This window comes from Streptomyces sp. PCS3-D2 (genome assembly GCF_000612545.2).
GTDB lineage: Bacteria > Actinomycetota > Actinomycetes > Streptomycetales > Streptomycetaceae > Streptomyces.
Window position 1 is genome coordinate 1 of the sequence record NZ_CP097800.1, and the last position, 19,436, is coordinate 19,436.

Consider the following 19,436-nt stretch of genomic DNA (forward strand, 5'->3'; position numbering starts at 1 on the left):
CATGCGGACGGGGAAGCCGTGGTCGAAGGGCAGCGGTTCGCCGTTCATGCCGACCGCGAGGATCGCGTCGCGGCCGTCCATGACGTCCTCGACCGGTGAGCCGAGCGTCATCCCGTCCACGGACCGGGCCACCAGCTGGTCGGCCGGGCCGCCCTTCGACGGCGGTTTCACCCCGCACTCGGCGAGCAGCGCGGCCAGGGGGACGCCGAGCCAGCGGGCGGTACCGAGGTAGGGGCCGCCGACCTCGTTGGAGACGCAGGTCAGGGTGATGTCGCGTTCCACGAGCGGGCGGTCCAGAGCTCGTCGAGGGTGTAGGTGCGCGGTGTGGTGACGCCTTTGCCGTGGAGGCGCAGCCGCCAGCTGCCGGCGTCGACCCTGGGACGGTCAGAGCGGTGTCGACGCGGTAGAAGTCGGCGTTGGGGGTGGTGAAGGGGCTGATGCCGGGCACCTTCAACCGGGCTCCGGCCGGTACGGGCGGAGCCGGGAGGCCGGTGGGGGCAGGACCAGGCCGGCGCGGGAGGCGACCGCTCCCTGCCCCTGCCGGCCGGAGAGGAACCGGCCGAGGGCGCCTGCCGATGCGGCCGCCACAGCGGTCAGGGCCGCCGAGGCAAGGAAACCGCGCCTGCTCCATCCTTCGGTGCCGCTGTGCCCGTCCCCGCCGCCGGTGCCGGAACGGGTACCGCCTTGGAGGCCAGGACGTACAGGGCGGTTGCCCCTGCGAGTGCTCCGGCGATCGAGGGCAGTGCATCGCCGATTCCGGTGGAGTCCGGGCGGCTGAGGGCCGCCGCGGAGCCGACGATCCCGAACAGCAGCACGCCGGCGGCACCGGCCCGCCGGGTCCAAGGCCAGGATGCCCAGACCGACGGCGATGACGGCGAGGATCGCCAGGATTCCCGACTGCAGGACGGTCTTGTCGTTCTCCCCGAACGTACGGATCGCGAAGTCCTTCACCGCGGCCGGGGTCCGGTCGATCACCGCGCCGCCCACCACCGTCACCGGCCCGGCGGCCGGCCGCACCCAGCCGGCGACCAGCTCGGCCACGGCGAGCGCCGGCAGCGGCCAGAACGCCGGCCGACGCGCCCAGGGCGGCGCGGGGAAGGGTGCTGCGGAAGTGGTTCACGTACCGGATTCGGCAGCATCCACCTGGCGGATTGGCCAGACACGCCGAAAGAGTGACCCGCGCGCCGGAAAGGTGCCGGCGGTCCGTGGTGCGAGGGCCCGGCCGCGACCCGCGAAGGCGGCGCCGGCACGCAGCGGGACAGAGTGCTGCCCGTGGGCACGGTGGTCGCCGCTCCGCGGCACCCGCGGCGGCACGCCCCCGTCACGCCCCCCCTTCGCGGGCCGGGCGCGGGCGTCGAACCCGCCGGCGCGCAGGTCGGCGTCCGGCGCTTCACCCAGAGGCCCGGAGGCGCCGACCCGGGGGCCTGCGCCGCGCCGGAGGGTTGCCGCCGCTCCCCGTCGGTCCGGAGTCGGGCCGCCGAGGTCCCACCCCTTGCTCGACCTATCGATTTTCGATAGATTTCGATTGTGGGTCGATGGAGGGATGGGTCATGGGCAAGCTGACCGTGCGGGCGTTGCGCGTCGTGCTCGGGGTGGTGTTCGCCGGCACCGTGTTCGTGCAGGCGGGGATGGTGTGGGCGTTGGTCACGGGCGAGACGGAGGGGGGATCGCTGCCGCTGACCCCGATGCGCGTGATCGTGGCCCTGGGGATGGTGGCGGCCCAGGTGGCCCTGGTCTGCGTGTGGCGGCTGACGGCGATGGTGCGGCGCGGGACGGTGTTCTCCCACGCCGCGTTCCGGTACGTGGACGGCGTGATCGGCGCGATCACGGCTGTGGCCGTGCTGTGGTTCGCGGTCACGGCGGTCAACGCCCCCGGCCAGCGGGAGGATCCGGGCGTTACTGTGATCATGGGCGGGATCGGCTTGGCCATCCTGGGGGTCGCGCTCATCGTGCTGGTACTGCGGATGCTGCTCGCGCAGCCGTCGCGCGCGACGGCGAGGCGGCACGGATGCGGCCGAGTTGGACGAGGTGATCTGATGCCCATCACCGTCGACATCGACGTGATGCTGGCCAGGCGGAAGATGTCCGTGGGCGAACTCGCCGACCGGGTGGGATCGCCGGCCAACCTGGCGGTGCTGAAGAACGGCCGCGCCAAGGCGGTGCGCTTCGCGACGCTCGCCGCGCTCTGCGAGGCGCTCGAGTGCCAGCCGGGCGACCTGCTGCGCTGGAGGCCGGGGACACCGCCGCGCAGGACGGCGCGGGGGGCGAAGCCGCCGGGTCCGGGCTGCCCGGGCAGCACCGGCAGGGCTGAACGGCCGCGGAGCCGTACCGGCGGTGCGTGGTGCCCCGGGCGATCGCGGGATGTGAGGGCGTGTTCAGGGGCAGGTGCGTACGCCGTCCAGCCAGGCGGGGCCCTTGATGTAGATGTTGGTGATCCATGCCCGGTATTCGGGCAGGTAGGACCAGGCGTCGTTGGTGTAGCCCTCGGCGGTCACGGGTTCGGCGTGTTTCTGGCAGTCGACGCGCACCGTGGTGGGGCCGGGGAACTTGTGCACGCGCGGGCTGCCGGTGGAGGGCTCCTGGTGGGTCCACACGTCGGTGCCCCAGGTGCTGAACGTGCCGGGCGCCTGCGTCGGCGGCGCGATGCGGACCGCTCCGGCATAGTCGCCGCCGAGCCGTACGTCGGCGACGGTGATCCGGGTGCCCGATTCCCGGGCCTCGACCATCCTGCCCGCGCCCAGGTAGATCGCGATGTGGTGGATGGAGCCGCCCGAGCCCCAGGCCAGGAGGTCTCCCGGGAGAGCGGGGCGGTCCCCTCGGCGGCGGTGAACCGCTGCCGCACCTGCGGTGCGTGGAACTGGTGGTAGGCGTTGCCGGGCAGGGGGTCGCCGCCGGCGGCGCGGGCGTAGGCGTAGCGGACCAGTCCCGAGCAGTCGAAGCCGAGCCGCTCGGGTCGTGGGCGCTGTCCGGGTCGCTGGGGTCGACCTGGCCGTAGGTCGGGCCCGGCTGCGGCCCGTGGCCGCCGCCCCAGGTGTACCAGACGCCGATCTGTTCGCAGGGGCCGCCACGGCCTGCTCCGCCGTGGTGGAGGCGCCGGCGGCGAGCACCCGGCACTCCCCGCCGCCGCCCTGGGGGCAGCGGTGGCGCTGTGGGCGCCTTCCCCCGCGGCCAGGAGGGTGAGTGCCGCCACCGCCGCCACCGCTGTCGTGCGCATCGCCATGTCCGGTCCCCCGTTTCCGCCGCGCGGTCGTCCGGCCGCGGGCCGTCGTGCCCGTGGTGTCCTGTCCGGGCGCTTCCGAGACTGTCGCCCGCCTCCCCCGTGTGTCGAGCAGGCGCGGGTCGCCCGCTGCGAACGGGAAACGGGAAACTTCCGGAAACCCCTTCCGGTCTGGGGTTTTGAGTGTCCGTCACCCGTGAGGGGCGGTGTCCTGGTCGGTCGGCTGGAACCGGGGCGCGGCACACCGCATCCCTTGGGGTGGCCGGGGGTCGGCCGGGGCGGTTGCCCTCGCGGGCCGGCCACGCCTTCGCCCCGACCCGACCTGCCCGAGCCTGACCGAACCGAACCGAACCGGAGAGTGCCGCCGATGAACCCTCAATCACCGCCGGGGCCCCTGGGCAGAGCGCTCCGCGTCGTGCGGAGATATCCGCGCCGTGCGCCGCTGACCCTCGCCTATGTCTGCCTGCTGCTGGCCGGCCACGCCTGGATCGGCCGGGTGTCCGACGAACGGGCGGCGCCGTGCTGGGGTACCTCAGCACCAACCTGGACAACCTGCGCGACCATCCGCTGGCGGCGCTGGCCGGCAGCGCGCTGTTCTTCGACGGGACGCTCACCGATGTGGCCTCGACGGACTTCGTGGGCACCCTGATCACCCTGGGGCTGGGGGTGTGCTGCTTCCTGCCTGGGCGGAATCGCGGTGGGGGAAGCGGCGTGCGGTGGCGGTGTTCCTCGGCGGGCATGTCGTGGCGACCCTGCTCACCGCTGCCGTCATCACCGTCGCGCTGCGGTACGGCTGGTATCCGGCGGCGGTGCGACAGTCCTTGGACTACGGGGTCAGTTACGGTGCGCAGACGGTGCTGGCGGTCGGCACGCTCGCCCTGCCCCGCCGGGGCGCCTGCCCTGGGCGGCTTTCGTCCTCGCGTGGCCGCTCGGCGGTGCCGAGTGGTCCGGGCCGCTGCCGGACTTCACCACCGTCGGCCATCTCACGGCGGCAGTGATCGGCTTCGGGCTGCTGGCCGTCCCGGCCTTCCGGCGGCCGCGGGCCGGTGCCGCGGGACCGCCCCGCACCGTGGCGGACGGCGGGCCGCGGCCGGGTGCTCTCGCGCGGCCGGCGTCGCCGGCGGGCGGATCCGGGCAGCGTTCCTGACCGGCCGCTCCCCCTTTGCGGGTTCTCCCGGCGGGCTATTGGGGTGTGTCGGCAGGGGCGAAGTGCACGTCGTAGCGGTCCTGTTCGGGCAGGAGCGCGGCGAAGGTCCAGGCCGTGCCGGATGCGGCCCAGGGTGCGGAAGTAGTCGAAGCGGTCGACGGCCGGGGTCAGCAGGACGAGCAGGTCCGCCGTGGCTGCGGGAGAAGCGCCGAACGCGTGGACGTGGCCGGGCGGTATGCAGACGAGTCCGCCGGCGGCCACGGTCGTGGTGCGGTCGTCGAGGGTGAAGCGGGCGCTTCCGTCGAGTACGTAGAACACCTCGGTCGACCGTGCGTGGTGGTGGGCGGGGGCGCCGGTGGCGCCGCGGGGGAGGGTGAAGCGGTTGGCTCCCACCGCCGCGCCGGTGTCGGATGCGTCCGCGAGAGGCGGAACCCCCCGCCGTGGGGAAGTCGATCCGCTCGGCCTGCTCGGCGTGCACGATCAGGGGCTGTCGGGGGCGTTCATCGGCGGTCTCTCTGTGGTCTGCGGCGTGTCGTGGATGCGGTTCCATTCGATCCCGGGAAGCGGTCGTGATCCACCGGCTGTTGGAGAAGACAGAGATCACCGGTCGTGACGAATCGCTGCGGGAGGCGGACGGGTGGAACTGCGGCAGTTGAGGTATTTCGTGGCTGTTGCCGAGGAGGGCGGCTTCGGGCGGGCGGCGCAGCGGCTGGGGATCGTCCCGTCGGCCGTCAGCCAGCAGATCGGCCGGCTCGAACGCGGTTGGGGGGTGGTCCTGTTCGAGCGTACGACCCGGCGGGTGCGGCTCTCCTCGGCGGGCGAGCGGTTGCTCCCCGAGGCCCGTGCGGTTCTGGCGGCTGCCGAGCGCACGGTGCGGGTGGCCGCCGATGTCACCGCGGGTGCCGACGGTGTGCTGCGGCTGGGCGGTGTCCACGGCCCCCGGGACCGGCTGGGGCGTGTTCTGGCGCTCCTGTCCGCTGCCGCTCCCCGGCTTCAGGTGCGGCTGCGGAGGATGCCGGTCGGCGATCGGCTGGCCGCGGTACGTTCCGGGGAGCTCGACGCCGCCCTGGTGCGGGCGGTTCCTTCGGCGGCCGGCCTGGAGTTGCTGCCGCTGTGGAGCGACCCGCTGCATGTGGCCCTGCCCCAGGGCCATCCGCTGGCGGCCGAACGGGCTGGGGGCTGGACCGTTTGGCGGGGCTCGCGCTGCGTCTGGCTCCGCGCGCGGAGAACCCGTACTTCCACGATCTGGTCGTCGACGCGTGCCGCAGGGCGGGGGCGTGCCGCCCGCCGGGCCGCCCTTCGCCGGTCTGCAGGCCACGCTCGCGGCGATCGGCACGGCGCGCGAGGCGTCGTGGACCGTCTTCTACGAGGTCCAGGGGATGCCGTCGGTCCCGCGGTGGTGGTGCGCCCGCTGGCCGGCCTGAGCGTGACGACGTCCCTGGCGGTCCGTCCCGGTCCGCCCGATCCGGCCCTGCGCCATCTCCTGGCGGCGCTGCACCGGGTGGAGGGCGCCGTCGGGCCGGCCGGGGGGGTGTGCGCGGGTAGGCGGGTGCGGGCGCTCTCGGGCACGTGCGCTGCCTTCGGCGCTGGCAGCCTGTGGCCTGTTGCCGGGCCGCCGTGGGCCGGCCGTGTGCCGGGCGACCGTGCGACCGCGTCCTGTCCCCCGCAAGGAGTCCGGGCGCCCGGTCGGGCGGGATGTCCGGCCTGAGGAGGAGGAGTTCTGTGTGTTCAGCGTAGTTTCGGGCGGGCGGGTGATGCGGCGTGTCGCCGGTCTCCTCGTGGCGCTCGCCCTGTCGGCCGGTGTGCTGGGCGCGGCCGCGCCCGCCGCCATGCCGATCCGGACCGGCCGCTGACGGTCGTCGACTGGGACATCAGCGGTCTCGAGCACGGCGGCCAGGGGCACCACGACCGGTACTGGAACATGATCGACCAGGTGCACCGGATCAGCGGCCACGACTTCTACCAGGTGCTGGACGAGACCACGACGATGCCCGACCGGCTGATCCAGATCCGGGTGAGTCACGCCGGGCAGTACGTGGTGTCCCTCTACTACTGGGCCAACACCCTGTATCTGGCCGGGATCTACCAGCCCGGGCAGCCCGACGGCACCGGCAACCGGCACTACGTGTTCCCCGACGGCTATCCCGACGCGTTCGAGCGGGTCCTGGGGTGCGGGCCCACCGCCTGCCCTGGAACGGGAGTTACGCCACCCTGCCCGGCGGTGGCGCCCGCGCGGAGCGGCGGCTCACCCCCCAGAACCTCCAGAACGCGCTGCTGACCCTGCGCAACACCCAGCAGCTCCTCACCACCGGGCCGGCCGGCAGACCGTCGGTTCGTACCTGGTGGACGTCATCGGCGCGACCGCCGAGGCGGCGCGCTTCGGGTACGTCTTCGACGTGATCCGGCAGAACATCGCCCACCACGCGTCGACGCCGATCGGCCCGTTCGGTGCCGACCTCGAAACCAGCTGGGGCCAGTTGTCCGCCTGGGTGTACGCGCGGCTGCGCAACCCGGCCGGGAACGGTTTCACCATCGGTGCCCAGGGCTACAGCAGGTACTACCCGACGGTCGCCGCGCTTATCGCGAACCTGGGGTACATCCAGCTCAACGGGCACAAGCGGGGCGGCTGACACCGGCCGCCGCCCTGTGCGGCGGCGGCTCCGGGACGGGGGTGAAGGAGGCGCTCCAGTCCCGCGGTGACATCCCGTACCGCTGCCGGAAGACCCGGCTGAAGTGGTTGGGGCTGACGAAGCCCCAGCGGTGCGCGATGCGGGAGACGGTCTTCCCGCGTCCCGGTCGGGCCAGTTCCCGGGCGGCCTCTTCCAGGCGGCGCTCGCGGATCCAGGTGCCGACCGTCGTGGCGTCCTGTGCGAAGAGCCGGTGCAGGTAGCGGACGGACATGTGGTGTGCGGCGGCGATCGAGCGTGGGGAGAGGTCCGGGTCCGCCAGGTGCAGGCCGATGTGGGCGCGGACGCGTGCCATCAGGTCCGCGGTCTCCGCGGTGACGGGGCCTTGGCCGGTGGCGGGCCGGGCTGCCGGTCGGGTGCCGGCGGCGGCCCGTTCCGTGATGAGGGTGGCCAGCATGCCCGCGATGTGGCCGGCCATGCGGCCGCCGGTTTCGGCGCCCAGGTCCGGGGCCGCGTCGGCGAAGGCGGCCAGGGAGCGGGAGACGGCGGTGTCCAGGCCCGGGGCGGGCCGGACGGTGCTCCCCAGGACGGCCGTGAGGTCTGCCTGCGGGACGGCGAGCACGGCGCGCGGCAGCCGGAGCAGGTGCGTGCGGGAGGGCTCGGGAAACTCCACGGCGAGTTCGCCGCCCGAGGGCAGCAGGGCCATGTCGCCCGGTGCCAGGCGTATCCGCCTGCCGCCGCGGGAGAGCAGTGCGGTGCCCGAGGCTTGGACGGCCACGACGACGAACGGCCCGCCGCTTTCGCCGTGGGCGCCGTCGTGGTCCGTGCGGTGGGGTGTGGCTTCGAGGGTGCGTATCCGGAGGTATCCGCAGTCGCCGGTCGCGGTCTCGGCGGCGAACAGGCCCGGCTCCGCCGCCCTGTCCGCTGCCCGGCTCCTGCCCTTGCCCGTGGCCCTGTCCGCTGCCCGGGCGGGAGGGGCTTGGGGGCGCGGGGGTGTGGGGTGGGTGCGGGCCGGTTCGGTGCGGTGCGCTTGCATGCCCGGAGCGTGCCCGGGGAGGGCGGTGGTTCGGATCCTGGAAACCTCCCAGTCTCCGCCGCCCGTCCCCCGGTCCGGCGCGGCCGGTCGGGGGATGCCCGGAGCCGGTATGTTCAGTTCATGATCATGAGAGGCCGGGGTGCGGAGAGCGCTCTGGTGCACCGGCTGCTGGACGGCGGGCGCTCGGGTATGAGCGGTGTACTCGTCGTGCGCGGCGATGCCGGGATCGGCAAGACGGCCCTGCTGGACCATGCGGTCGGGTCGGCTTCGGGCCTGCAGGTCACGCGGGTCGCGGGCGTCGAGGCCGAGCAGGAGCTCGGTTTCGCGGCCGTGCACCGCGTCCTGCTGCCGTTCCTCGTGCCCGGAACCGGCTGGGCCCCAGCGCGCCGCGCTCGAGACGGCGTTCGCGATGGTGGACGGGACCGCGCCCGACCGGTTCCTGGTGGGGCTCGCCGTTCTCACCCTCCTCGCGGAGTCCGCCCGCGAAAGGCCGCTGCTGCTCGTGTGCGACGACGCCCAGTGGCTGGACCGGGAGTCGCTCGACGTCCTGGCGTTCGTGGGACGCAGGCTCCACGCCGACGGCATCGTCGCCCTCTTCGCGCTGCGCGACGACACGGCGGCGCCGCCGGCGCTGGACGGCCTTCCCGAACTCCGGCTCGGCCGGCTGCCGCAGGCCGATGCGCTGGCGCTGCTCATGGACCACGCCGGCGGCGGGATCGACCAGGTCGTGGCCGAGCGGATCATCGCCGAGGCGGCGGGCAATCCGCTCGCCCTGCGGGAACTGGCCCAGGGGCCTCATGTCGTGGAGGCGGGGTTCGCCGGGCCGCCGGCTCTCGGGCGGCGCCTGGAGGCCCGGTTCCTGCGGCGGGTTGAGGGCCTGCCGGTGCTGACCCGGACGGTGCTGTTGGCGGCGGCCGCCGACGCGACCGGCGATCGGGACGTGCTGCGGCGGGCGGTCCGGCACCTTTCGGGGGCCGGCAACGACGACCTGGCCGAGGCCTTCGACCAGGCCGAGCGGGAGGAGTTGTTGACGGCCCGGCCCGCTCCCGGTGCGTCCTCGTTCCGTCATCCGCTGATCCGCTCGGCCGTGTACGGGGGCGCGTCGCGGGCCGCGCGTCGTTCCGTGCACGCCGCGCTCGCCGCCGTGACCGACGCGTGCGCCGAACCCGAACGGCACGCCTGGCATGCGGCGGCCGCCGCGGACGGCCCCGATGAGCAGGTCGCCTCCGCGTTGCACGGCTGTGCCGAGCGGGCCGGGAACACCGGCGGCTACCTGGCCCGGGCCGCGTTCTTGCAGCGGGCCGCGGATCTCACCGACGATCCGGTCCGGCGGGCCACGTGGCTGCTTGAGGCCTGTGCGGCGGCCCTCATGGCCGGTGCCCCGCGTCGGGCCGAGGAGCTCCTCTCCCGGCTGCCGGCACCGGGACCGGCGGTGCCCGTGCTGGGCGCCCATGCCGGCCGGCTGGGCGGGCTGGCCCGCCTGATGCTGGGCGGAAAGGGGGCTGTCGGGCTCCTCCTGGATGCCGCCCCGGTGCTCTTCGAGCACGACCCGGCGTCCGGCCGTGACACGCTGCTGGAGGCCTTCGACGCCTCGATGGTCGCTGCCGGCCCCGGTGGCGGTGCCGGTGGTGGTGGCGGTGCCGGTGGTGGCGGTGCCGATGGTGGTGGCGGTGCCCTGCGGGTGGCCCGTGCCGCGCTCGGTGTCGCCGGCCGCGGGGACGCGGCGCCCGGTGCGGACGCGTGCGTCGCCGACCTGCTCCTGGACGGTCACGCCCGGCTGGTCGCCGTCGGCTACCGCGCGGGCGTGCCGTCGCTGCGGGCGGCCCTCGCGGCGATGACCCGGCCCGGCGCGGAAGAGGGCGGAGCGGTCCGCTGGAGCCTGCTGGGGATGGTCGCCGCCGTCGAGTTGTGGGACATCGACGCCCTGGGGGAATGCGGGCGGCGGTACGCCGATGCCGCGCGCGGCCACGGGGCGCTGCGCATGCTCCAGATCAGCGCACACGCCAACGCGACCTCGGAGGTGTTCCGCGGCAACCTGGTCGGTGCGCAGGCGCACTTCGCGGAGTTCAAGGACATCGCGGACGCGACCGGGGCCGATCCGCGGTTGTCCCACCCCACCGATGTGATGCTGCACGCCTGGCGCGGGGACGAGGCGGCGACTCTGTCGGCGGTCGCGGCGCAGCGGGAGCTGTGTCCCGAGGCGCCCGGCGGGATCCAGGCGCAACTGGCCCGTGCGGCACTGGTCGTGCTCGGGCTGGGCGGGCGCCGCTACCCGCAGGCCCAGGCCGCGGCCCAGGCGGTTCTCGACGATCCGCCGCCGCACTGCGCCGGGCTCGGCCTTCCCGGCCTGGTCGAGGCCGCCGTCCGCAACGGCGATCCGGGCGTGGCCTCGCGGGCGTTGGAGCTGCTGGCCGAGCGGGCCACGGCCAGCGGCACCCCGTGGGCGCTGGGGCTGCTGGCCCGAAGCCGCGCCCTGGTCGCGCCGGGACCGGCGGCGGAGGAGCTGTTCCGGGAGGCGTCCGCGCATCTGGAGCCGACGCCGCTGCTGACCGAGAAGGCGCACACGGACCTCCTGCACGGGGAGTGGCTGCGTCGGCAGCGCCGCAGGCACGACGCCCGGGTGCTGCTGCGGCGCGCCCACGAGCGGTTCGCCTCGATGGGGGCGGCCGCCTTCGCCGAGCGGGCCCGTCTGGAGCTGCGGGCCACGGGCGAGCAGGCGCGCGGGCGGGACGCGGGGGCGGGGCGGCAGCTGACCCGCAGGAGTCCCGGGTCGCGCGGTTGGCGGCTCGCGGTGCTACCAATCAGGAGATCGCGACGGACTTGTTCCTCAGCGCGAGCACGGTGGAGTACCACCTCGGCAAGGTCTTCCGGAAGCTCGGCGTCCTCCTCGCGCCGGCAGCTGGCGGGGGTCGCTGCCCCTGGGGTAGCGGAGGGCCCGCGGGGGTGGCCGGTGCCGGGGGGTGCTGTGTCGGCCGGCCGGTGGCACAAGGGCTGGTCGGGGGCGGGTGAATCGTCATCTAAGATTCAAGCTGGCCGCGGGGCCGGGTGCTCGTCGCTGTGTGCGGCGACCGCGGAAGGGCAGGCCGGCCGGTCGATGAGAGCGGCCCGCGTCAGGGGTTCCGGTGCGGTCCGGACGGGGGACCGTCTGACCGCTGATCACGAAGCTCCCGGGGAATCGCGTGCCGTCGGCGTGCGTCTCAGTGGTGTGAGATGCCCAGCCCGCACGCCCACGCACAGGAGACCGCCGGGGAGAAGTGAGGTATGGCAGTGATCTGCGTCGGAGGCATGATCGGGATCGGCAAGACGAGTGTGGCCGAAACTCCCTCGCCAAGGAACTGGGGCAGCGACGTCTTCTAACGAGAGCGTCGAGGACAATCCGACTCCTTCCGCTCTTCTACACGGCGAGCCCCGAGGAGATCCAGGCGAGGCGCTACCCCTTCCTGCTCCAGCTCTACTTCCTGCAGACCCGGTTTCGCCTCGATCAGGAGGCGTACAAGCAGGGCGACAACGTCCTGGACCGGTCCATCTACGAGGACTGTACTTCGCCAAGGTCAACCACGACCTGGGCCGGATCAGCTCCCTGGAGATGCGGGTGTAACGAGGGCCTGCTGGGCGAGATGATGCGCGAGATCGACGGCCTGCCGTACCGCAAGGCGCCCGACCTGATGGTCTACCTGAAGGCGGACTTCGAGACGGTGCTGCACCGGATCGGCCTGCGGGGGCCGTGACTTCGAACAGGACGAGGGCCTCGTCGAGTACTACCGCACCCTGTGGTCGGGCTACGACGACTGGGTGAACCTGCACTACTCGGCCAGGCGAGGTTCTCGTCGTCGACATGAACCGCACGGACGTCGTGCACAACCCCGACGACGCCGCCCGCGTGGTCCGGGAGGTCAAGGACGCCCTGGCCGCGGTCCGGCAGAACGCCGCGGCCGGTCTCTGACCCGCGGGCCGGTGGTCTCCCCCGTGCGGGGGAGACGCCGCGACCTGCGGACGATGCCCGGACACCTGGCGGGTGGCGACGATCAGGACTCGTCCCGTCAGATTCAGATTCCGGAACCGGAGCTCACCATGCCGAAGTGGACCCTGCGCGTCATCGCCGTCTCTCGCCGTCCGCCGCCGCGATCGCCGCCCCCGCGGCGGTGGGCCGCGCCCGAGCCGGCGCCCGCCGCAGCGGCGGCCCCCGTGGCCGCACGGGAGGCATCCGCGGCCGCGCCGTGGGCTCCGCCGCCGCGCCGGAGACCGGGCTCGCCTCCGCCGGTGCGCGAGACGACGCCGTCGGACCACGCGTTCTCCCTCTGAGCGACGCCCGGGGGCGGCGCCGTAACCGGGGGCGGGGGGTCCTCGTCGTCGTACCCGTGCGGTGTGCCCGTGCGGTGTACCCGGTGCCGAGCCGGGAGGGGGCGGGTGCGCTGCCGGCCCCCGGTAGGCGCGGGCTTGCGTGCCCGCGTTCACCCCGTCGGGGGCAATGGCCGGTGGTTCACGCGGCGGAAGGTGGTCTACTGCGGCTCGACCAGCGCAAACCGGCGTGAGCAGGAGGCAGTATGAGCGGCCGTGGACCTGGATTTCGAACCGCCCGCGGAAGCGGGTGGGAGCGGCACGTTCCCGATGCGGGCGGGGGGCCCTGCGCAGGAACGGCCAGTGCTCGTCGACGGCGTTGTCTGCAGGCTCACCGACGTCTCGATCTCGAAGCCGGCCAGCACGGTCCGACCGAGGTGCATCTCGCGGGGGTCGACGTGTTCACCGGTGAGAAGCACGAGGACGTGCACCCCTCCTCCCGCGACGTGGAGGTGCCGGTGGTGGTCTGCACCGAGTACGTGCTGGCCGGTGTCGACGGGCGGTCGCCTCCGCTTGGTGGACGTGTCCACGGGAGAGGCCGGGGAAGACGTTCGCGCTGCCGGAGGGCGCCCTCGGCCGGCCGTCGAGGGCGACTTCACCGCCGGCAAGGACGTCCGGGTCACCGTGACCCGCGCGCTGGGCCGGGCAGCGGTCACCGGCCACCGCGCGCGGTAGGCCCGGCGGCCGTGACCCGCGCACGGCGCCGTCCGCGCGGCTGGGACCTCCCGCCGGACACACGCAAGACGCCCGGCCGGGAAGGTCCCGGCCGGGCGTCTTCGATTGTGCGTGGGCCTGCACGCTGGCGGCTTAGTACCAGTGGGTGGGTCTGCCAGAAGTTCCAGGCGCCGACGGTGGCTGCCGTAGCGCGCGTTCATGTAGTTCAGGCCCCACTTGATCTGGGTGGCCGGGTTGGTCTTCCAGTCGGCGCCCGCGGAGGCCATCTTCGAGGCCGGCAGGGCCTGGACCAGGCCGTACGCGCCGGAGGAGGCGTTGGTGGCGGTGTGTTCCAGCCGCTCTCGCGGGAAACGATGTTGTTGAAGGCCGCGAACTGCGCCGGGTCCTTGATCATCTGCTGGGCGATCGCCTTGGCGCTCGTCGGGGCCGCCTGGGCGGGAACCGCGGCGAGCATGGAACCGGCGACACCGAGGGCGGACGACGGTTGCCCGCGAGGGCCTTCTTGGAGGCGGCGATGCGGCGGATGACGGAGTGGGACACGGAGATACCTTCCACAGGGGGACAAGGGCGGTCCGCGGCATGCCTGGGGCATGCGTGAGCCACTCACGCGGTGGAGAGGGGTTCGTCCGGCGGCGGGTGAGGACCCGTGCCGCCCGGCGACTCATCCAGTTCTACAGACGCCCCGACCCCCTGGCAACGACCGCCATTACTAGGGGGCTTCGCAGTCAGGGAACCGGCGGACCGGTGCCGGGCGGGGCGGGGTTGGGCGCAGGTGGGAGCCGGATGAGGGGGTTACGGGAGGGGTGCGGGGTCTACTATCGCGGTTCGTGTGTGACGTGAGTCCTATGGGGCGGGTCACCCCCGGGACGCCCGGACCTCACCGTCTGTCACTGGATGTACCCCTTTGAGAAACCGAGCAAATGTCCGTATTGCGCTGGATTCAAAGGAAATGAACAGTTTTGGGCTGTCCTTCTGTCCGACGCGGTCCGGCACGTGGAGTCGGGAGCACGCCCACGGAGGGCCCGGGTCTGGACCCGCCGGGGGTCGAGGTCGCCGGGGCGAGCCGCCCGCGATCGCCCGGAAGACCACGCCGCGGACCGCGGCGGACCGCGGCGGACCGCGGGAGGGCAGGCCGTGCGCGAGGTGCGGCGCGGGTTCGCGGCGGGCGGGGGCGGCCGGCGGTAGGGTGCGGGCCGTGTCCGATCAGCAGCGTGAGCAGCAGCGGCGTGATCTCGCCGGCTACGGGGCCGAGCCGCCGCGCGCGGCGTGGCCCGGGGGCGCCCGTGTCGCCGTCAGCCTCGTACTGAACTACGAGGAGGGCGGGGAGCAGAACGTCCTGGAGGGCGACCGCACCTCGGAGGGGTACCTCCACGAAGTCGTAGGCGCGCCGCCCGTGACCGGCGGGCGCGACCTGAACGTGGAGTCGATGTTCGCCTACGGCTCGCGCGCCGGCTTCTGGCGCATCCACCGCACACTGGCGGCGCACCGTGCGCCACTGACCGTGTACCGCCGTGGGACAGGCCCTGGAACGCAACCCGACGCGGCGCGCGCGATGGGGGCGGCGGGCTGGGAGGTGGCGGGCCACGGCTGGCGCTGGATCGACTACCGGCACGTGCCCGAGAACGTCGAGCGGGACGACATCGCACGCACGGCCGAGGCGATCGGGCGGCTCGTCGGGCGCCGGCCGGTGGGCTGGTACACCGGCCGGACCAGCGCGAACACACGGCGCCTGGTCGCCGGGGAGGGCGGCTTCCTCTACGACAGCGACGACTACTCGGACGACCTGCCGTTCTATGTGGAGGCGGGCGGCCGGCGCCCGCACCTGGTGGTGCCGTACAGCCTCGACGCAAACGACTTCAAGTTCCTGATCGTCCACGGCTTCACCACCGCGGACGACATGCTCGCCTACCTGGTCGACACCTTCGAGACGCTCCGCGCCGAGGGCGCGGACCGGCCGCGGATGATGAGCGTCGGCATGCACTGCCGAATCATCGGGCGGCCCGGGCGAATCCGCGCGCTCGACGGGTTCTTGAAACACGTCGCGCAGCGGGGCGGGGCGTGGATGGCCACGCGGGAGGAGATCGCACGGCACTGGCTGGCCACGCACCGCCCGCCGACTGACTGCACACCGTGCACGCACGGCGTGCAGGACGCAGGACGCAGGACGCAGGACGCCTCTAGGATGCCGGGCGGGCGGGGGCGTAGCGCAGAGGTCGTCGCGCGCGGTCTCCAAAACCGTGAGGACGCCGGTTCGAATCCGGTCGGCCCCGTCCGCTCCGCCCCTCGGCCACCTCGCGACCGTCCCCACGTCACCCTTCGGCCGCCGGCAGGGACCGGCGACCGAAGGGTGACGTGGGGACCGGTTCGCGCCGAACATTCCCGGCCCTGCCGGTCGCCCCGCAGGGCCTGCGCCTGCGGGGCCTGCGCCTGCGGGTCTACGCGGGGGTCTGGACCTTGTCGGGGTTGTCCTTGCCCACGACCACCGGGTCCGGCTTGGTGTCCGGCTTGGGGGTCGGGGCGGGCTTGTCGGGCTGGTGCTCGCAGTAGACCTTGCCCTGGTAGAACTTGCAGCCCGGCATGTTCTCCACGTCGCGGACCTTGTCCTTCTTGCCGTGACGCTTCTGGTTCTTCTCGCCCTTGTCGCGCTTGTCGTGCTTATCGCGCTTGTCGTGGTTCTGACCCTTCTCCCACGCCTCCTTCTTGCCGCTGTTCTCGTGACCGCTCTTCGCGTGGGCAGCGGCCGAGGTCGCGCCGGTCGCGGCCGGGGCGGCGAAAGCGCTGGTGGGGACCAGTGCGCCCCCTCCGACGATCGCGGCCGAGACGGCGTACAGGGCGAAGCGCTGCTTTCGGGAGGTGGTGCGGAACATGAGGACGACTCCAGATGAGAGGTGGGGGGAGGGTCGGATCCAGAGAACTCGGTGCGAAATGTCTGGTTTGTTCTCTTATGGAAAAGGCTGGCTGTCTGACTTCATGGAGCTGTCCGCCGACTGTCACAGGCGCGTGACAGGCCGCGCGGCTCCTGGCGCCTGGCATCTGCGGCGCCCCTGCGGCTGCCCTGGTACGGGGGCCGGGACAGCAGGACCGGTGGGCGCGGGGCGTGGCACGGGGCCGAAGTCGGGCCGGGAGGCGTCGCTGCCTGCCCGGCTCCTCCCGCAGGAGTCGGTGGACGCGGGCCGGGAGCGCGGTGGATCGGCCCCGGCCCAGGGTCCGCGGCCGGGCGGTCAGCCGGCCAGGGGGACGGCGATGTCGCAGGCCGGGTCGGCCGGGCCGATCCCGGACCAGTCCGCGAAGTAGACCTCGCGGGGCGCAGCCGCCGTGGTGCGGGCCTCGCGCTGCGCCCAGGCGTAGACCGCGTCGTAGGCGGAGAGGATCTGCGGGTAGGCCGTCTGCGCCTTGGTGAGGCGGGTGTAGGCCTGGGTGTGGGCCGGTTCGGTGCGGGAGGCCGCCGGGAGCAGGCCGGCGCGGGCCGGGTCCACCGGCACGCAGAGCTCGACGGGGCCGTCGCTGTCCTCATTGACCTCCCCGTGGTAGATGACGAACGGGTGGCCGAAGAAGCCACCGTGCGCGTGTGCCACCTGAGCCAGTCGGCCCAGGGCCGCGGGGATCCAGTCGGGCAGCTCTTCCGGGGTGATGTGCCGCTGTTCCGTGAGGACCAGCTGCTGCGGCACCTCACGCTCCTTGATCTCGTACATGTCCGTACTCCCTTCGCCTCCGAGCAGGTGGATACGGAGGTGCGCCGCCAGCTCGCGCTGTGCCGCGTGGCGGCGCTCGACGCCGTCCCAGTACTCGGCCACCAGCCGGGCCGCCTCCGGGGCGGGGGCGGCCAGGACCGCGCCGACGTCGGCCAGCGGCATGTCCAGCCCGCGCAGCCGCACGATCAGCCGGGCGGCGGCGAGCCGGCTCTCCCGGTAGTACCGGTATCCGGTGACGGCGTCGACGTGGTCGGGCGGCAGCAGGCCGTGGCGGTCGTACAGCCGCAGGGCCTTGTGCGACAGCCGCGCCCGGCGGGCGAACGCGCCGATGCTGAGCAGTGCTTCTTCCTCCATGGCCGCTACGCTCCCCTCTCCCCCAGGGTCAGGGTCAACCGGGCGGGCTCAGCAGTCACCGGGGTCGCCCAGCAGGGGTGCGCCGACAGTAGCGGGCGGCGGCGTGCGCGACGGCGAGCAGGCCCCGGGCGGCGCGGGGCGGCGGCCCGGGACGAGTTGAGGCGGCCGGCGAGGGGGTTCCGGCGGGCTTCGCGGCCCATCGGGGGCAGTCCGCCGGAGGCCTCCAGTCCGAGGAGGGGAACCGCACCCCCCTTTCTCTCCCCTTCTCTCACCTCCTCTCCCCCTTTTTCCCTCCTTCTCCCCCGTCCTGTCCCGCGTCTTCTCCTCCGTCAGGGTCCGGTCCGCGCCGCGGCTCCGGTGTTCCGCGACGGCATGGGCGCGTCCGTCCGCCGCGGCCGCGCCGAGGAACTCGGCCTGGACACCCGCCTCGCCGGGGCGGCGGTCTGCTGCGGGACATCGGCCAGCCCGTCGTCCGGCTTGCCGTCCTGCGCATCACCCTCGAGGTGGAGGTGCGTGTCACTCCGCCCGAGGAGGAAGGGGGCGAACGGCCCAACGGGAGCCACGAGGTCGGCGTGATCGAGCCGATCGGCTTCCGCCGGGCCGTCCGGCTCCCGAACTTGCGGGCTTGCGGGCTTGCGGTGCCGCTCCTGCCGCGCTGGCCGCCCTCCGTGCGGCGGGGGCCGTCCCCGCCTTGGCCTCTGTCGCCGACGACCGCCATCGGGGAACACCCGGCGCAGCCACGGGCGGTCGGGCGGTCAGGCGGTGCGGCGCGGGCGCATGGGACGGCGCGGGCGGCGGCGGACAGCAGGGGCCTCCGGGGCAGCCTGCGGTGAGGAGAACCCGCCTGCCACGGGCAGGGGGGACGCAGCCGGTGCGGTGGCCGGAGTGGGGACTGCGGCCGCGGGCGGGGCCTGGCGGGCCGGCGGTCGGGCACTGCCGAGGATGGCGGTGTGCGCGATGAGCGGCGCGCAGGACTGGCAGATCTCGGCGAGCGTCCAGACCTGTCCCACGGCCGGGTTGTGGACCAGGACCAGGAGGGCGGAGCCGGTGCACTGGGTGCGGGCCTCGTGGAAGGCGCACTGCGCGGCCCGGCAGGCGCACGCGGCGTTGGGCCGGACGGTCGCCAACCGGGCGTGGGCCCGGACGTGCTCGGCGGCGAACCGTTTCAGGGCCGCGGTGTCCTTCGAACGGGGCGGCATCCGGCAGGCTTCGGTGCTGCAGGTGACGGAGGCGCTGTGATCGGCGTGGCCGGTGAGCCGGACCGTCCAGGTCCGGCCGGGCACGCGGGATCCGGGCATGAGGGTCAAGTCGGGGTCCGATCGTCGTGTTTCAGGTGGGTCGGTCGCGGCCGGTCGCACCGACGTGGCGCCGATCGCGGCGGGGTGGACCCCGCGGACTGTCGTCCCGGGCGGCGTCTGCGGTGGCGGCGCCGGGCAGCGGAGAAACGGACATCGCGCGGCCTCGGACCTGGGGTCTTCGGCCTTTTTCGCACGTCCCGCAGGTCCTGTCAATGGCGCGTACCCGTCCGGCCGTCCGCCGGACAGGGGCAGGAAGGGGAGGGGAAGGGACGGGGACCGGACGGGACAGGACAAGTGGGCCCGGGGTCCGCCCGGGACGCGCCCGGGAGGCCTGTCGGCCGTGGCGGGTGCGGGCGATTCGGGCGGCGGAGCGGGCGGGCGAAAACTCCCGGGAAGTCAGCACGCCCACGGAACGGGCCGGCGGGGCGCCGGCGCCGGCTCCGTGGCCGCCTGCGGGCAGCGCTCCGACTGCCTCGTCTGCCGTTCCTGGGCACCGTCTGCGGCGCACAATTCCCCCGGCGGGTGCGGACGATGGTCCTGTCCTGAACCGGGCCTGCGCCCCGCGCCCGTACGCGGAGGTGTACGGGCAACACGGCCGTCTGCGGGTTCGGCGAAGACGCTGGAGGCGACCCCGGCCATCACCGCGAGCGGACACCGGCGCGGGCCGCGAGGTCCGTCGTCCCGACCGGAGCGCGGCGCTGCGGGCGGCAGGCTCTACCCCGATCCGGTGCCGGCGACGACCGGGCCCCGCCCCCCTCTACGGGACGCCGCGGCCCCCGCCCGGGGCGCTGGAGATCGGCCGGCTGCCGGTCTTCGCCGCCGAGGCGCACTGATTGCGACCACAGCGTGTGGGGCAGCGCTCTCGCCTCCGGCCGCCTCGCGACTGCGGCGCTGCCCGCAAGGGCGTCGCCCGCACCGGACGAGCTCTCGGAACCGGTCGGCAGGCGCAGCACGGGTTCCGGGGCCGACGAGACACGCATTGTGGTCCCCTCAGTGATCTCCGCGTAGCACCCGGCACCGCGTCGAGTACCCGAACCGGACAGGCGGACTGG

General features: G+C 74.0%; 12 protein-coding genes, 1 tRNA gene and 8 pseudogenes. 12 read left to right on the forward strand and 9 right to left on the reverse strand.

Annotated elements, in window-relative coordinates; translation table 11 throughout:
• Positions 1-1,129 (reverse strand): annotated as a pseudogene (locus tag AW27_RS00005) (molybdopterin-dependent oxidoreductase); the annotation flags it as partial.
• Positions 1,130-1,550: 421 nt separating this feature from the next.
• On the opposite strand from AW27_RS00005, the pseudogene AW27_RS00010 reads away from it, so the two are divergent.
• Together AW27_RS00010 and AW27_RS00015 are read left to right on the forward strand one after the other, a co-directional pair.
• Positions 1,551-2,037: pseudogene (locus tag AW27_RS00010) on the forward strand (DUF2975 domain-containing protein).
• Positions 2,037-2,243, forward strand: a pseudogene (locus tag AW27_RS00015) (helix-turn-helix domain-containing protein); the annotation flags it as partial. The pseudogenes AW27_RS00010 and AW27_RS00015, both read left to right, overlap by 1 nt.
• A 132-nt stretch (positions 2,244-2,375) precedes the next feature.
• Here the strand turns inward: AW27_RS00015 and AW27_RS00020 are convergent.
• Positions 2,376-2,726: a hypothetical protein gene (locus AW27_RS00020; RefSeq protein ID WP_304949965.1), complete on the reverse strand. Its 351-nt coding sequence runs from the start codon at positions 2,724-2,726 to the stop codon at positions 2,376-2,378.
• 9 nt (positions 2,727-2,735) lie between these two features.
• Positions 2,736-3,107 (reverse strand): annotated as a pseudogene (locus tag AW27_RS00025) (C40 family peptidase); the annotation flags it as partial.
• A 565-nt stretch (positions 3,108-3,672) separates the two neighbouring features.
• On the opposite strand from AW27_RS00025, the gene AW27_RS34310 reads away from it, so the two are divergent.
• Entirely contained in the window at positions 3,673-4,215 is a 543-nt protein-coding gene (locus tag AW27_RS34310) for a rhomboid-like protein (RefSeq protein ID WP_370466441.1), read from the forward strand.
• Positions 4,216-4,487: 272 nt separating this feature from the next.
• Here AW27_RS34310 and AW27_RS34315 read toward each other — a convergent pair.
• Positions 4,488-4,757: pseudogene (locus AW27_RS34315) on the reverse strand (cupin domain-containing protein); the annotation flags it as partial.
• Between the two features lie 244 nt (positions 4,758-5,001).
• Between AW27_RS34315 and AW27_RS00030 the strand changes: the two are divergent.
• The 4 genes from AW27_RS00030 (at position 5,002) to AW27_RS00045 (ending at position 6,994) form a co-directional block, all read left to right on the forward strand.
• A complete protein-coding gene (locus tag AW27_RS00030; protein ID WP_304949806.1) occupies positions 5,002-6,072 on the forward strand; it encodes a LysR family transcriptional regulator in 1,071 nt (356 codons plus the stop codon).
• Positions 6,073-6,088: 16 nt separating this feature from the next.
• On the forward strand, positions 6,089-6,217 hold the full coding sequence (locus tag AW27_RS00035; RefSeq protein ID WP_304949807.1) for a hypothetical protein: 129 nt from the start codon (positions 6,089-6,091) through the stop codon (positions 6,215-6,217).
• A 68-nt stretch (positions 6,218-6,285) separates the two neighbouring features.
• On the forward strand, positions 6,286-6,642 hold the full coding sequence (locus AW27_RS00040) for a hypothetical protein (RefSeq protein ID WP_304949808.1): 357 nt from the start codon (positions 6,286-6,288) through the stop codon (positions 6,640-6,642).
• On the forward strand, positions 6,554-6,994 hold the full coding sequence (locus AW27_RS00045) for a ribosome-inactivating family protein (protein WP_304949950.1): 441 nt from the start codon (positions 6,554-6,556) through the stop codon (positions 6,992-6,994). Before AW27_RS00040 ends, AW27_RS00045 begins: the two co-directional genes overlap by 89 nt.
• On the opposite strand, the gene AW27_RS00050 is transcribed toward AW27_RS00045, so the two are convergent.
• Positions 6,969-8,363: a helix-turn-helix domain-containing protein gene (locus AW27_RS00050; RefSeq protein WP_304949809.1), complete on the reverse strand. Its 1,395-nt coding sequence runs from the start codon at positions 8,361-8,363 to the stop codon at positions 6,969-6,971. The two genes, AW27_RS00045 and AW27_RS00050, sit on opposite strands and share 26 nt — an antisense overlap.
• Positions 8,364-9,959: 1,596 nt before the next feature.
• On the opposite strand from AW27_RS00050, the gene AW27_RS34320 reads away from it, so the two are divergent.
• The 3 genes and pseudogenes from AW27_RS34320 to AW27_RS34325 form a co-directional block, all read left to right on the forward strand.
• Positions 9,960-11,036: a helix-turn-helix transcriptional regulator gene (locus AW27_RS34320; RefSeq protein WP_370466664.1), complete on the forward strand. Its 1,077-nt coding sequence runs from the start codon at positions 9,960-9,962 to the stop codon at positions 11,034-11,036.
• A 245-nt stretch (positions 11,037-11,281) separates the two neighbouring features.
• The gene (locus tag AW27_RS00060; RefSeq protein WP_304949811.1) at positions 11,282-11,755 is read left to right on the forward strand and encodes a deoxynucleoside kinase; all 474 of its coding nucleotides are present in this window, start codon (positions 11,282-11,284) and stop codon (positions 11,753-11,755) included.
• An 816-nt stretch (positions 11,756-12,571) separates the two neighbouring features.
• Positions 12,572-12,793, forward strand: a pseudogene (locus AW27_RS34325) (hypothetical protein); the annotation flags it as partial.
• A gap of 379 nt (positions 12,794-13,172) precedes the next feature.
• Here AW27_RS34325 and AW27_RS00065 read toward each other — a convergent pair.
• Positions 13,173-13,580: pseudogene (locus AW27_RS00065) on the reverse strand (aggregation-promoting factor C-terminal-like domain-containing protein).
• An 886-nt stretch (positions 13,581-14,466) separates the two neighbouring features.
• Between AW27_RS00065 and AW27_RS00070 the strand changes: the two are divergent.
• Positions 14,467-14,733, forward strand: a pseudogene (locus AW27_RS00070) (polysaccharide deacetylase family protein); the annotation flags it as partial.
• A 502-nt stretch (positions 14,734-15,235) separates the two neighbouring features.
• Positions 15,236-15,310, forward strand: a tRNA-Trp gene (locus AW27_RS00075).
• Positions 15,311-15,475: 165 nt separating this feature from the next.
• Here the strand turns inward: AW27_RS00075 and AW27_RS00080 are convergent.
• From AW27_RS00080 to AW27_RS00090, 3 genes are all read right to left on the reverse strand, one after another.
• Positions 15,476-15,907 (reverse strand): hypothetical protein, encoded by a 432-nt coding sequence (locus AW27_RS00080; RefSeq protein ID WP_037930419.1) that lies wholly within the window; start codon positions 15,905-15,907, stop codon positions 15,476-15,478.
• A gap of 354 nt (positions 15,908-16,261) precedes the next feature.
• A complete protein-coding gene (locus AW27_RS00085; RefSeq protein ID WP_037930422.1) occupies positions 16,262-17,086 on the reverse strand; it encodes a MerR family transcriptional regulator in 825 nt (274 codons plus the stop codon).
• Between the two features lie 755 nt (positions 17,087-17,841).
• Positions 17,842-18,384, reverse strand: a complete 543-nt coding sequence (locus AW27_RS00090) for a hypothetical protein (protein WP_037930428.1) — start codon at positions 18,382-18,384, stop codon at positions 17,842-17,844.
• Positions 18,385-19,436 lie beyond the last annotated feature (1,052 nt).

Bases quoted from the DNA above. Each gene is read 5' to 3' on its own strand.
- AW27_RS00020 (WP_304949965.1), bottom strand. From the start codon at position 2,726: ATGGTCGAGGCCCGGGAATCGGGCACCCGGATCACCGTCGCCGACGTA.
- AW27_RS34310 (WP_370466441.1), top strand. From the start codon at position 3,673: ATGTCTGCCTGCTGCTGGCCGGCCACGCCTGGATCGGCCGGGTGTCCG.
- AW27_RS00040 (WP_304949808.1), top strand. From the start codon at position 6,286: ATGATCGACCAGGTGCACCGGATCAGCGGCCACGACTTCTACCAGGTG.
- AW27_RS34320 (WP_370466664.1), top strand. From the start codon at position 9,960: ATGCGGGCGGCGGTACGCCGATGCCGCGCGCGGCCACGGGGCGCTGCG.
- AW27_RS00080 (WP_037930419.1), bottom strand. From the start codon at position 15,907: ATGTTCCGCACCACCTCCCGAAAGCAGCGCTTCGCCCTGTACGCCGTC.
- AW27_RS00085 (WP_037930422.1), bottom strand. From the start codon at position 17,086: ATGGAGGAAGAAGCACTGCTCAGCATCGGCGCGTTCGCCCGCCGGGCG.
- AW27_RS00090 (WP_037930428.1), bottom strand. From the start codon at position 18,384: ATGCCCGGATCCCGCGTGCCCGGCCGGACCTGGACGGTCCGGCTCACC.